Origin of the sequence: Aurantibacter sp. (assembly GCF_039941195.1) — a bacterium.
Lineage (GTDB): Bacteria > Bacteroidota > Bacteroidia > Flavobacteriales > Flavobacteriaceae > Aurantibacter_A.
In genome coordinates, this window is the sequence record NZ_JBDVFA010000056.1 from 23,016 (window position 1) to 36,219 (window position 13,204).

Here is a 13,204-nt window from a genome sequence, read left to right on the forward strand (position 1 = left end):
ACTAAGACATCTCTTAATTTAAAAAAATCAAGCTTTGTAATGAAGACTAAAGTTAGTAATTAAATTGCCATTGAAATTCGTTTTTTGACAAGATAATCATCTAATGCTAAATGTGAACAATCATGGCCAATACCACTATTCTTAATTCCACCATGTGGAAGATAAATAGAATATTTTACTCCATTAATTTGAATTTCACCAAACTGTAGATCTCTTGAAAATCTTTCAATTCTTTTGTGACTATTTGTAAAAATATAAGATGCTAATCCGTATTCAGTATCATTCGCTAAATCTAAAACTTCATCATCAGTTTTAAATGACATTAATGATGCTATAGGACCAAAAGTCTCTTTTCTAAAAACGTCCATTTCGGGAGTCATTCCAGATAATACCGCCGGTTCTATCCAATTGCCCTTTTCTTTTCCTTTAGGAATATTACCACCACATTCTAATTTAGCACCTTTGCTAATAGCGTCTTTAATTAAATCGAACATACGGTCTCTATCTTTTCTAGAGACCATAGGGCCCATATCTGCATCAGAATCCACTCCATGACCTAACTTTAATTCAGAAGCTCTTTTAATGTAGGCTTTCAAGAACTTATCATAAATACTATTATGCACAAAGATTCGATTGGCAGCAACACAAATTTGGCCTGAGTTACCAAACTTTAATCCAATTGCTAAATCCAATGCTTTTTCAAAATCAGCATCTTCGAACACTATAAAAGGAGCGTTTCCACCTAATTCCATTCCTAATTTTTTAATTGATGTAGTACTATCAGCAATTACTTTTTGTCCGGTTTCTGTGGAGCCAATCATTGTTAATACAGCAGGAATTGTACTGGTGGTTAACGTATATGCAACTTCGCTACTTGGACCACAAAGTATATTTACTACACCAGAAGGAAAATCAATTTCTTTTAAGATTTTACCAATTAAATATGCAGATAATGGGGATGCTGCCGAAGGTTTAATAATTATAGAACATCCACTAGCAAGTGCAGGCCCCAATTTAAAACCAACATTTAATAACGGAAAATTCCATGCTAAATAAGCTACTGCAACTCCTGCTGGTTGATGAACCATTTTATGGGTATGTGTATTTTCGTAATCTGGAATTTGTTCATCGCGCATATTCTTCATAGCAGCAGGGTACCATTCTAAGCCATTAATTACAGCCTCTATATCCTCCCAAGCTCCGGCATATGTTTTACCCATTTCATACACCATCGCCGCACGCAATTCATGCTCATTTTCTAATACAGCCGAACGTAATTTTGTCATCCAAACTGCTCGTTCTGCTAATGACAGCTTGGACCAAAATTGAAATCCTTTTTCCGCGGCCTTTAATGCCAATTCCGCATCTTCTGCTCCAGCCCATGCAATTTCACCAATAGACTCATCGTCAGCGGGACAAATAACTGTATGTTTTTTATTAGAAACAGAATCTACTAATTCACCTCCAATGTATAATTTATGGTATCCAAAAGTCATAATGTTAACTGTTTTATTAAATAAGAATTTCTGATGAAAAGTGACGCACCATTTTCTCATCTATTTGAATACCTAAACCCGGTAATTGCGGAATATCAATGTATCCGTTTTTCATTTTTATTGAAGGTGCTGTAAGTGATTCACGAATTTCATTCTCTGTACGGTCATATTCAATATACTTATTTGAAGGTTGCAATCTACCAGGTATTGGTTCAAGGTTTGCAATAAAGTGTAATGCTGCATGAAACGCAATTCCAGTTCCCCACACATGTGGTATGATTTCGACACCTCTTGTATTTGCTAAAGTCGATATTCTTTTCGCTTCACTTAATCCCCCCGCTCCACAAATATCAACTTGAAGAATATCTATACTATCATTATCAAGTAATGTTTGAAATCCGTAACGTAAATATTCACATTCACCGCCAGCTATGGGAATAGTTGTTTTTGACCTTAATTGATTATAGTGGTGATAATATTCAGGCGAAACGGGTTCTTCAAACCAATCGATATTATATTGTTCAAGTGCCCTCGATAACTTTGTTGCTTCTCTTAATGAATATGCGTGGTTGGCATCTATCATAAGCTTTACTTCATTACCTATTGCTTCCCTGACGGATTTTACCAGAATTATATCTTTTGAAACAGAAAGACCCACTTTCATTTTAATGGCTTTAAAACCTTGTTCTACATAAGTTTGCGCTTCAGCAACTAATTTCGCAACTAGATTATCGCTTTCAGAGAAGTAAAGTCCTGTAGCATATGGAATTACTTTTGTACGATGTTGTCCTCCCATTAACACACTTATTGGCTGATTTAAAATTTTGCCTTTTAAATCCCATAAAGCTACATCTATCGCACTTATTGAGGCAACTAAAATACCACGACGGGCAAAATCTAAAGTTTTACGATACATATTAAACCATAGCCTTTCATTTTCCAAAGGGTTTTCACCAATTAATAACGGTGTCACTAAATTAATTCCAGATTTAATTACGTCAGCAGGACCATATCCTTCACCCCAACCGCATTGTCCGTCATCGGTGGTGATTTTTACAATACAAATTCTACGCTCATTATATTCCCATTGTGAAAAAAAGAAAGATTCTTTTAATTTATTTGACAGCACAAAAGTCTCTACTTTGGTAATCTTCATAACTATATCATTAGTGGTCGGTATTTTGAAAAGTAAAATTAAAAAAGCTTGTAGAAATGTGAAGGGTGGCATTTATCTAGAACTAACCCTATTTTAACTCAAAATAAAGAACTTAGTTAATTTTGGGTAACTTTATACTAATACGTAATCCCTTTATGATACTTCCTTAAGGTTATGCTGTCTAAAGTTGCTATAGCTATCGCGATAATTACTTGGGGATACTTCTTTAAAACTTTTAAAAGTTCTATTGAAATTAGTTAATGAAGAAAAACCAACATCATAACAGATTTGCTTAATAGGCGCCTCACCGTTAATTAATAATTGACACGCTTTGCTAATTCGCACTTCGTTAAGAAACAAAGAAAAAGTCTTATTGGTTCGCGTTTTAAAAAATCTACAAAAAGCAGGAGGCGTCATTGCTGCAATTTTTGAAATATCATCTAAACCAATACTTTTGGAATAATTAGCCGATATATAATTTATTACTTTCTGTAATCGATTTTCTCCAGAAACTTCTTTAGGAATTGTAAAATTAGGTCCCGATAATTTTTGGTAGTTTTTACTTTTAACCAACTTTCGAAGTATACTTAATAACAATATGAGTTTTTCAGAGGCTTCTGCTCGAGTTAATTGTAATAATTCTTCATGCACAGATTTTCGAACCTTTTTAGAAAACAAAATTCCTTGATTAGATTCTTTTAGTAGCGCTTTTATATGTAATAATTCTGGTATTGAAAAGAGATTTACATCACCAAACATCCTTGTGAATTTAATAACAATAAAATCTGTATTTTCTACTGTAAATTTATCTACATCGTTACGCCATAAATGTGGCAACCATTGTCCTACTAGAACTAATTCTCCTTTTTGAAAATTTGAAATATGGTCTCCCACAATTCGCATTCCTTGTCCTTTTAAAAAATATATAAGCTCAAATTCTTCATGAAAATGCCAATCACCTCCCATGTGTGGACGATGTAATCTTTTGGCATAAATGGAGCTCAAAGAATCTTGTTCCGAAGATTTAAAATGCAATTTCATGACTTCAAACTAGCAAAAAATTAACTCAAATACAAATATTATTCATAGAATAGAGTTAAAAAACAGTAAGCTTTCTTTTATATACGTCTGCCAATAAGACCATTCATGAGAACCTTCATACTCGGCATAATAATGTTCAATATTTGCCGCATTTAAATCGGAATGTAGTTTTCGGTTGTACTCAATTAACTCGTCTTCTGTTCCACAATCGAACCTCAGTTTTGGAACTGGACTCCCATATTTTTTTAATATACCCTGTACAGAATTTTCTAAATTGTCTTCTTGTTTATAATTTTCTAGGTCTTCTTCCACAAAATTCAGCATTTGGTTAATTGCAGTAATTGATGAATGTGCAGAAATAGCTTTGAATTTATTTCCAAATTTTATCCCCAATCGAAGTGCACCAAATCCGCCCATTGAAAGTCCGGATATAAACAAATCACTATTGCTACTTACTGCAGAAATATTCTCAGTGACAGCGTTGGGCACATCTTCAACAATCCATTTTTCAAAATCTTTTTGATTGTGTTTTAAATATCCAGAGCCATCACCCCACAAACCATCCGAAGGCATAGCAATCACCATAGGTGTAAGCTCATTATTTTGAATCATCTGCAATGCAGAACGATGAACTCCCGCCTTTTGTGTCCATACCCATGCACTACCATAAACACCATGAAGTAAAATTACCAATGGCAAATTCTCAGCATTTTCTATAGGCGGAACAAAAACACATATATCACCTCTACCTTTTAAATTTTTTGATTTTACCGTAATAAACCTAAGGTTATCACTTTCAAATTTCGGGTCTGATATTTCCGTTGTTCTAAACAATTTTTCCATCAATCAAATACAATTACACCTTTGGCATTTTTACCAGACAACATATCTTCAAAAGCTTTTTTTAAATCATCGAGAGCATAGGTTCTAGTAATCATCTCTTCTAATTTTATACTACCATTATTATAATGCTCTACAATTTTCGGAAAATCTATATTAGGATTACATCCCCCATACAATGGATTAATATACACCTTATCCCATTCAAACAAATTCATATCGACAGTAATTTCTTGTTCTATTCCACTTACTTGCACAGCAGTACCGGCATTACGAACCATTGCCAATGGCGCCATACCTAACTCAGGCACAGCAGTACACTCAAAGGCATAATCAGCTCCTCGATTATCGGTCATTTTTTTGACTTGCGCTGCTGCTCGAAGTAGGCCGATATCATTTTTATCTGCTAATATCGAATGGGTAGCACCAAATTCCATAGCCATTTCTAAACGACCTCCATTTGTGTCAATAGCGATAATTTTAGAAGCCTTACTCACTTTGGCGCCTTGAATAACACTTAGTCCAACTCCACCAGTTCCTAAAACGACGACGGAACTTCCTTCTGTTACTTTTGCAGAATTCACCACCGAACCAAAACCTGTCATCACTCCGCAACTAATTATACTTGCTGCTGGGAATGACATTTTCTCATTTGGATTTTTTACAACTGCAGAGGCCTTAACTAAAGTATATTCAGATAAAGTTCCAATGTTAAAAGATCGCTCAATAGGTACTCCATTATAGGTCGTTCCTTCTAAATGCGCATGACCTTCGGTATAACCATTAGCTCCAGCTACAACCGGCGAATTGTTTTCACAAATGTGTTCATTCCCTAAATTGCATTGAAAACAAGTTCTACATGGCGTAGCCCAATTCAAAATAATGGAATCTCCGACCACGACATTTTTCACATTTGAACCAATAGCTTTTACAATTCCCGATCCTTCATGTCCCATTACAATTGGTTTACCCCAATTAAGTGAATCGTGATCGGTATGGCATAAGCCGGCAGCTTTTATCTTTACTAAAACCTCATCTGCTTTTGGGTCTGCTACTATCACAGTATCAATTACAAATGTACCATCACCATTGGCTATTGCACTTTTTGAAGTTATTTCCATTTTATACAAGTTTCACTTTAAATTTGATGTAGGTTCAATAAAATTTATTGGCTTAAAATTTACTATTTTATCTGCCAACTTTTCTTTATTTACTAATTGATTCGATTTAATAAATTTTGTTCCCACCACATAAGCCTTCGCATTATTAATGGCATCAACAGAGAGTAAAGTGTTTCCTCTAAAATACCAAATTGAAAAGCAAGGTTGTTCTTTTTCCTCTTTTCGAATAACAATATTATCATATCCATAAGAAAGGCCAACGATTTGCAATTTCACATTATATTGATCTGACCAAAACCAAGGAATAGAATTATAAACCACATCTTTTCCACTAATTGAAGCTGCTGCAACTTTAGCTTGGTCAACTGCATTTTGAACTGATTCCAAGCGTACATTTTTATCGTAATGTACATTATGGTGATTTGTGCAATCACCAATTGCATAAATATTCTCATCACTTGTTCGCACCGAAGCATCAACTTTTATTCCGTTTTCAATGGTGAGTCCAGCTTGTTGCGCCAATTCAATATTCACACGAATTCCTACTCCGACTATTATAATATCTGCCTGAAACGAGCTGCCATCAGAACAAACTACGGTTGAACTATCAAAAACTGTTTCTATGGAAGTTACATTTTTACCTGTCAAAACTTCCACTCCATTTTCATGATGAAGATTATGAAAAAAAGTAGACATTTCAGGAGCTGTAACTCTAGCTAAAATACGTTCTTCTCGTTCCAAAACGGTAACTGCAGTTCCTATTTTTTTTAGCGATGCCGCTATTTCGAGCCCTATATATCCTCCCCCAATAACAACAACTTTTTGATTTGTATTTTCTTCTAATGCTTTTCGAATTCCTTCTACGTCAGTAACGGTTCTTAAAGGGAATACATTTTTAGCCGTATCAAGTCCTGGAATTAGTGGTATTAGTGGACGGGCTCCAATAGCTAGTACTAACTTGCTATATTTTTGTATCGAGCCATCTTCGAGAACAACTTTTTTTTCATCAGAAATAATCGATGCTACTTTCACCCCCAACATCAATTGAATGTTATCGCGTTCGTAGCTCTCAACTGATTTCAAAGGCGTAATCGCCATACCTGCCTCATTGGTCAAATATGTTTTCGACAATGGAGGGCGATGATATGGTAATGCTGGATCAACATCATACATAATAATTTGCCCCTCAAAACCTTCTTTACGTAAGGCAAATGCGCAATTAACACCAGCATGACTGGCACCAACAATTACGCATGTTTCTATCTTAGAATTTGGAGTGCTCATTGTTATTTAGCCACAGTTAACTCCACGCCATCTATATCATCACTTATTTCAAGTTGACAACATAGGCGACTGTATTCATCAGCATTATCATCTAATTCTAACATGTCAGCTTCAATTTCACTAGCCCGCCCAGTTTTAACCATATCTTCAGGTTTTACGTGAACATGGCAGGTGGCACAAGAGCATACGCCACCACAATCCCCATCAATACCTTTTACATTATGTTCTACGGCCAGTGCCATTACAGAACCAATAGTTCCTTCTAATACAATTGTTTCGTTATCACTTGTGATAAATGTAATTTTTGCCATGTTACCTATTTAATTAATGAGTTAAATTTTGCATTTAAATAATCAAAGCCCACTTTTCTTTTAAATTCGCCAAGATTTTCAATGTTTTCTTTGTAATCGAATACTTCTATATTTTCAACCTTCTCAGCCATAGTTTTTAGTAGTATTCGCATTATTTGTCGTGCATGAGTTGCCCCTAAACAATTATGATGACTAAACCCAAAACCAACATGCGGATTAATTTTTCTGTCTATTACAATCTCGTTGGCATTTTCAAAAACTGCTGCGTCTCTATTTGCTGAAGCCCAACACAATGAAACCCGTGTATCCGCTTTTACGGCATATTCGCAAACATGAGTATCTTCTGTAACAACACGCCCCATTTGTGTTAATGGCGAAAAATAACGAATCATTTCTTCCACTGCATTATTAATAATTTGCGGCTCTTTTCTAAATCGTTCTAAAGACTCTTGATGTTCTGACAAGTATGAAATTGCATTTGTAATGGCATTAATTACAGTATCCCTCCCACCTGCAAAAGTTAAAACCATCACCCCTTTTACTTCTTCTTTGGTTAGTTTCTTTCCAGCTACCTCAGAATCCAAAAGCATGGAATACAAATCTTCTCCCGGGTTAGCAATTGATTTTTCGATTTGTTCATCAATATAATGATATAAGATATTTGCCTTATCTCCATCTAAATCAGAATCTTCACTTCTAAAGACATGCGTTCCCCAAGAAATCCATTTTTCAGCTTCTTCAAAAGGAATGTTCAATAACAAGGTTAAAGCTCTTGATTGTAAAACAAGTGCAAACTCTTCGATTACTTCAACTTGCGCTTTGTTAAGAGTTGCATCTACCAGGTCATTAATTTGCCCAGTTAACTGCTTAATATAATCAGCTTCTAAAGGTCTCTTGAACCATGGTTCTACAAGTTTTCGATACAAACCATGAACGGGAGGATCTAATTCAAAAGGAATTTGTCTTGTTTCTCTAATATTCACTTCTGACGGAACAACAATTCGCCCCGGTTTTGCAGCAGATTGAAAGGTCTTGTAGTTATGTGCTGTTTTACGAACGTCTTTGTGACGCAACAACATTTTCACAGGATCATTTTGGTCTTCCATTGCACCTAAACCCTTTTCTAATCGTGCTTTTTCAAATGGGTCTCGTAATTCACTTTTTTGCATATCAATCTGAATTTATCGAATTATCAAATTCTAGAGGTACAAAAATTATAAAATTAATTTCAAAAGAAGTAGCGGATTTTAGCCAAAAAATAAACTATTCTGTTATAAATATGTCTATTTTTATTTTTTTTAGCTAAAATAAATTATGAAACCAATTTTAGAGCCAATACTATTAGGGCAAAATAAATCAATACTTGGGTTTCAGTATGAGGCGCCTAATTTTGAAACGCCTTGGCATTTTCATCCGCAGCATGAACTAACTTATATAGTAGAAAGTGTGGGCACAAAATTAATAGGAGACTTTGTTGGATCCTACGAACCAGGCGAATTAGTACTCTTGCGTTCTAATCTACCACATTGTTGGAAAAACATTCCTAATTCAAGCAGTTTCTCAAAATCTATCGTTATTCAATGGAATAAAGGGGTATTCCCTAAGGTCCCCGAATTAGAACTTATTTTCAATCTTTTGAGAAAAGCCGATAAGGGATTGCTTTTTGATAAAGATCAAACCAAAGAATTATTGCCTTTACTTCAACAATTGCCTAAACTAAAAAAACATGAACTTTATGTTCAACTTTTACAATTGCTTACTAAACTTTCTACTTGTTCATATAAAACTATTTCTGAAGCTAGCTTTACAGATAACTTAACAACAAAATTCGGTAGTCGAATGTCGGCAATTCACGATTTTATTTCTAAAAATTTTAACCGCAAAATTTATTTAAAAGAAATGGCAGAATTGGTGAATATGTCAGAACAATCTTTTTCTAGGTTTTTTACAAAAATGATGCGGAGACCATTTTTCACCTATTTAAACGAATATCGAATCAACATGGCAGTGAGAATGTTGCTAGATACCGACAAATCTGTTTCGCAAATTGGTTTTGATTGCGGCTATGAATCATTGCCTTTTTTTCATAAACAATTTAACAAGTTCAAAGGATGTACGCCCCTTACTTTTCAAAAAAACTTCAAAAGCATTTCTATTTAATTTCTTAGCACTTGAATTGATTTATACCCGAAACTAACCTATATACACCAATTTTTAGTGGTCCAATAACCATATGTTACAGTTTATTGAACAAAAACGATATGTTATTTAGCTTTTAAAGCGGAAATTGGCCTCAGTAATTTTAAGAATAATTATTGATTTAAAAACATAAATAATACTATAAAAAATGTCGTATTTCAAAAAGAGTTTGATTTTACCCTTCTTCTCACTTTTAATTCTTTCTTGTGGTTCTAAAACAGATAAAAAAACTGCAGATGTTTCAACAACAGATTCGGTGAAATTATATGAACCCAATTGGGAATCTATTAAAAAAAACTACAAAGATCCTGAATGGTTTAATCAAAAGAAATTCGGCATCTTCATACATTGGGGTGCATATGCTGTTCCTGCTCATGGATCAGAATGGTATCCGAGAAGAATGTACATGGACACCGCCACATTTACAGCACAGTTAAAGCATCAAAAAGATGGTCCTAATGAAACTTTCCTTTATCATAAGAAAACTTATGGTGATCAAAAAGAATTTGGTTATAAGGATTTCATACCAATGTTTAAGGCGGAAAAATTTAACCCCGAAGAATGGATTTCTCTCTTTAAAAAATCTGGCGCTAAATATGTAGTGCCAGTTGCAGATCATCACGATGGATTTGCCATGTATAAATCAAATACTACAAGATGGAATGCTGTTGACATGGGGCCAAAACGCGATGTTTTAGGAGAATTATTTATAGAAGGAAGAAAACAAGGAATGATAATGGGGGCCTCTTCGCATTATGCATTTAATTGGTCCTTCTACAATAAGAAAAATCATTTTGATACTTCAGACCCTCAATATTCCGATTTATATTCGCCTAAAGGTCAAGATTTAAATGAACCTGTTTCTGAAGAATTCAAAGAAATGTGGTGGGCAAGAACTAAAGATTTAATTGACAACTACCAACCTGATATTCTTTGGTTCGATTTCTATTTAGATATACCTGATTATGCCGATTACAGACCAAAACTTGCAGCTTACTATTACAATAAAGGAATAGAATGGAACAAAGAAGTTGTTTTACAAGACAAGAATTTTAGTCATGAGGCCTTTCCTGAAGGAACGGTAATTTACGACCTTGAACGCGGTAAACTTCCCGGAATTCGAAAATTACCTTGGCAGACAGATACTTCAATTGGTAAAAACTCGTGGTGCTATGTTACGAATTGGGAATCAAAAACCGCAAATAGTTTAATTGATGATTTGGTTGATATCGTTTCCAAAAATGGTAACTTATTACTGAATGTTGGCCCTAAAGCCGATGGAACAATACCTGATGACCAACAAGAAATACTAATGCAAATGGGAGATTGGCTAGCTGTAAACGGCGAAGCCATTTATGATACTAAATACTGGAATATTTTTGGAGAAGGTCCTACTGAAGTTAAGAAAGGCCATCATTCAGAAGGCCAGAATAAAGAATTTACAGGTCAAGACATTCGATTTACACACAAAGAGAATAAATTATATGCTATTATGATGGCATGGCCAAAAAATGGAAAAGTTACCATAGAATCTTTAGGTAAGAATTCGGAATTTGGCAAAGACTTAAACGTAAAATCTATTCGTCTTTTAGGAAATGATGTTAAAATAACTTTCGACCATTTAGACAACGGTTTAACGGTTAACAATCTTGGTGAGAAATCAGGCGATTTCGCTCATGTTCTCGAAATACAATTGTAAATAAAATTATAGTTCTACTAAGGGTTGGCGGCCAAATTTCCCCGCCAACCTTTACTAAGTTGAATGGTTAATTGTTCGACTAACTCTATATGCTCCGAGGCAATGTTTTTGGTTTCATCTGGGTCGGTTTCATGGTCATATAATTCTACATAAACAGGTTTTGATTGCGCATTCTTCCTATCCTTCCAAGCAACAAAACGGTACTGCTCAGTTCGCATTGAATAACCCATTAAGTCATTCTCAAATAAATCGCGATTCCATTTTTCTCCCTGTTGTTTTATAATTCTACCTTCAACTTCTTCAATTAAAGGTCCGAAATAAGTTTCTCGCATTTCAGGAGTTAAAGGGTTCGCTGCCCATTCACGTATTGCTGGACTCGGGAATTGACTAAATGCTGCTTTTTTCCATTTTCGTTTCGGATTAGTAAGTAACGGCACAAAACTTTGTCCTTCCAAATGATTTGGTAATTCTAGTCCTGCCAATTCAGTAAGCGTAGGATACATGTCAATTAACTCCACCAAAGCATCGGATTTTTTACCTCGGCTTTCATTTGGCATATTGGGTGTCCAAATCATCATTGGAACGCGAGTGGCTATTTCATAATTGGTAGCTTTACCCCAAACACCCATATCACCCAAATGCCAACCATGGTCACTCCATAAAATGATAATCGTATTATCTCGAACACCAGACTCTTCCAAAGCAGAAATCATTTTTCCTATTTGTGCATCTACATAACTAACAGATGCCAGATAGGCATGCTTTAGTGTTCTTGCTAATTCACCTTCAATTGGTCCGCTTTTAGGTATTCCGTGGCGAACACGTAATTCAAAAGAAGCATGCAATCCCATTGCAGCTCCGTCAACTGGAGCTTTATTATGTTCAGCCATTGGAATTTGTTCGCGATCATATAAATCCCAATATTTTTTTGGAGCCAACCAATCTAAATGAGGAAGACGAAATCCGAGTCCTAAAAAAAATGGCCTATCATTTTTTTCCACCATGTCTTTTAATGTTGCTATCGCCAGTTCAGTATGATAACCGTCGGTATAAGCATGGTCAGGTACATCAGCACTTTCATAGGCTGGTCCACGACCTAGCGCATAATGACTATTACTAGTATATTTCGCACGAATTTCAGCTTGATTCTTTCTATAAATCTCTTGATTTTTCTTTAAGGCATAACCCCCTACTAACTTTGGTCGTTTAAATTTAACTTTATCTACTGCAGGTTGACGACTCCATGAAAGTGCAGAATCCGTAAATTTTCCATGATAAATTTTTCCGGCATAAACCGTTTCGTAGCCGTTATTTTTAAAATGTTGCGGCAACGTAATTATATCTGGATTTTCATCTCTAAAATAATTGTAATTCTCAAAAACATTAATGGTTTCTGGTCTTGCCCCAGTCATTAAGCTAGCACGAGACGGACTACAAATGGCTTGCTGACAATACGCATTTTCAAATAAAATCCCTTGACTAGCTAACTGATCCATATGGGGTGTTACTGCAATTTCTGAACCGTATGCACCAATTTCAGGCCTTAAATCGTCTACAGCAATAAAAAGAATATTAGGTTTTTCCTGAGATGTTTCTTTGGTTAATTTTTTTTCTTCTTTACAACCAGAACATAAAATCAGAAAAACTAGTACAATACACTGAAGTTTCATTTTAGTCTTATTTAATTGGAATGATTTCTATATCATCTAAAAAGAATCTAGAAGCTTTTTTCTCAGGAACATCTTCTGCACGAACTTCAATTTTAAACTGATCCGTTTTACTTGAAGTTTCAACTTTTAAAAACTTCTTTTCAATAGTGATCCATTGACGTCTTTCTAAGCCTTTTAAGTCAATAGGAATTTCCATTTTTGGGTTTTCGAAGGATAGATATAATTTCTCAACTGCCCTACCTTGGTCTAACCAAACTTTCAGCGATAAATTAAATTCTCCTTCTGGAATATTTATAGCCCCTTCTGGAGAAAGTGCAACTACATGTTCAGTTTCTAATTTTTCATTCTTAGCAAATCCTGAGAATTCAAGACTGTTCACTCCTGAAT

11 protein-coding genes and 1 pseudogene are annotated in these 13,204 nt (G+C 34.9%); 2 read left to right on the top strand and 10 right to left on the bottom strand.

Annotated features, from left to right (window positions below; genetic code table 11):
- Positions 1–59 precede the first annotated feature (59 nt).
- The 8 genes from ABJF52_RS09335 to ABJF52_RS09370 all read right to left on the bottom strand — a co-directional run bounded on the left by ABJF52_RS09335 (position 60) and on the right by ABJF52_RS09370 (position 8,418).
- The gene (locus ABJF52_RS09335) at positions 60–1,556 is read right to left on the bottom strand and encodes an NAD-dependent succinate-semialdehyde dehydrogenase (RefSeq protein ID WP_348149355.1); all 1,497 of its coding nucleotides are present in this window, start codon (positions 1,554–1,556) and stop codon (positions 60–62) included.
- Positions 1,513–2,652 (bottom strand): mandelate racemase/muconate lactonizing enzyme family protein, encoded by a 1,140-nt coding sequence (locus tag ABJF52_RS09340; RefSeq protein WP_348149357.1) that lies wholly within the window; start codon positions 2,650–2,652, stop codon positions 1,513–1,515. The genes ABJF52_RS09335 and ABJF52_RS09340 overlap by 44 nt, the downstream gene beginning before the upstream one ends.
- A 153-nt stretch (positions 2,653–2,805) precedes the next feature.
- The gene (locus ABJF52_RS09345; protein ID WP_348149359.1) at positions 2,806–3,693 is read right to left on the bottom strand and encodes an AraC family transcriptional regulator; all 888 of its coding nucleotides are present in this window, start codon (positions 3,691–3,693) and stop codon (positions 2,806–2,808) included.
- 42 nt (positions 3,694–3,735) lie between these two features.
- Complete coding sequence (locus ABJF52_RS09350; protein ID WP_348149361.1) at positions 3,736–4,536, bottom strand: alpha/beta hydrolase-fold protein; 801 nt, start codon at positions 4,534–4,536, stop codon at positions 3,736–3,738.
- A complete protein-coding gene (locus ABJF52_RS09355; protein WP_348149363.1) occupies positions 4,536–5,654 on the bottom strand; it encodes an alcohol dehydrogenase catalytic domain-containing protein in 1,119 nt (372 codons plus the stop codon). The genes ABJF52_RS09350 and ABJF52_RS09355 overlap by 1 nt, the downstream gene beginning before the upstream one ends.
- A 12-nt stretch (positions 5,655–5,666) precedes the next feature.
- Complete coding sequence (locus tag ABJF52_RS09360) at positions 5,667–6,938, bottom strand: FAD-dependent oxidoreductase (protein ID WP_348149365.1); 1,272 nt, start codon at positions 6,936–6,938, stop codon at positions 5,667–5,669.
- A gap of 2 nt (positions 6,939–6,940) precedes the next feature.
- Positions 6,941–7,249, bottom strand: a complete 309-nt coding sequence (locus ABJF52_RS09365; RefSeq protein ID WP_348149367.1) for a 2Fe-2S iron-sulfur cluster-binding protein — start codon at positions 7,247–7,249, stop codon at positions 6,941–6,943.
- Between the two features lie 5 nt (positions 7,250–7,254).
- Positions 7,255–8,418 (bottom strand): cytochrome P450, encoded by a 1,164-nt coding sequence (locus ABJF52_RS09370; RefSeq protein WP_348149369.1) that lies wholly within the window; start codon positions 8,416–8,418, stop codon positions 7,255–7,257.
- Positions 8,419–8,563: 145 nt separating this feature from the next.
- Between ABJF52_RS09370 and ABJF52_RS09375 the strand changes: the two genes are divergently transcribed.
- The gene (locus ABJF52_RS09375) at positions 8,564–9,409 is read left to right on the top strand and encodes an AraC family transcriptional regulator (RefSeq protein WP_348149371.1); all 846 of its coding nucleotides are present in this window, start codon (positions 8,564–8,566) and stop codon (positions 9,407–9,409) included.
- A gap of 187 nt (positions 9,410–9,596) precedes the next feature.
- Positions 9,597–11,147: an alpha-L-fucosidase gene (locus tag ABJF52_RS09380; protein WP_348149373.1), complete on the top strand. Its 1,551-nt coding sequence runs from the start codon at positions 9,597–9,599 to the stop codon at positions 11,145–11,147.
- 17 nt (positions 11,148–11,164) lie between these two features.
- Here ABJF52_RS09380 and ABJF52_RS09385 read toward each other — a convergent pair whose 3' ends face one another.
- Entirely contained in the window at positions 11,165–12,817 is a 1,653-nt protein-coding gene (locus tag ABJF52_RS09385) for a sulfatase (protein ID WP_348149375.1), read from the bottom strand.
- Between the two features lie 7 nt (positions 12,818–12,824).
- Positions 12,825–13,204: pseudogene (locus ABJF52_RS09390) on the bottom strand (glycoside hydrolase); the annotation flags it as partial.

Excerpts from the sequence above, each read along its gene's own strand:
- ABJF52_RS09335 (WP_348149355.1), bottom strand. The coding sequence starts at position 1,556 with ATGAGAAAATGGTGCGTCACTTTTCATCAGAAATTCTTATTTAATAAA.
- ABJF52_RS09340 (WP_348149357.1), bottom strand. The coding sequence starts at position 2,652 with ATGAAGATTACCAAAGTAGAGACTTTTGTGCTGTCAAATAAATTAAAA.
- ABJF52_RS09345 (WP_348149359.1), bottom strand. The coding sequence starts at position 3,693 with ATGAAATTGCATTTTAAATCTTCGGAACAAGATTCTTTGAGCTCCATT.
- ABJF52_RS09350 (WP_348149361.1), bottom strand. The coding sequence starts at position 4,536 with ATGGAAAAATTGTTTAGAACAACGGAAATATCAGACCCGAAATTTGAA.
- ABJF52_RS09355 (WP_348149363.1), bottom strand. The coding sequence starts at position 5,654 with ATGGAAATAACTTCAAAAAGTGCAATAGCCAATGGTGATGGTACATTT.
- ABJF52_RS09360 (WP_348149365.1), bottom strand. The coding sequence starts at position 6,938 with ATGAGCACTCCAAATTCTAAGATAGAAACATGCGTAATTGTTGGTGCC.
- ABJF52_RS09365 (WP_348149367.1), bottom strand. The coding sequence starts at position 7,249 with ATGGCAAAAATTACATTTATCACAAGTGATAACGAAACAATTGTATTA.
- ABJF52_RS09370 (WP_348149369.1), bottom strand. The coding sequence starts at position 8,418 with ATGCAAAAAAGTGAATTACGAGACCCATTTGAAAAAGCACGATTAGAA.
- ABJF52_RS09375 (WP_348149371.1), top strand. The coding sequence starts at position 8,564 with ATGAAACCAATTTTAGAGCCAATACTATTAGGGCAAAATAAATCAATA.
- ABJF52_RS09380 (WP_348149373.1), top strand. The coding sequence starts at position 9,597 with ATGTCGTATTTCAAAAAGAGTTTGATTTTACCCTTCTTCTCACTTTTA.
- ABJF52_RS09385 (WP_348149375.1), bottom strand. The coding sequence starts at position 12,817 with ATGAAACTTCAGTGTATTGTACTAGTTTTTCTGATTTTATGTTCTGGT.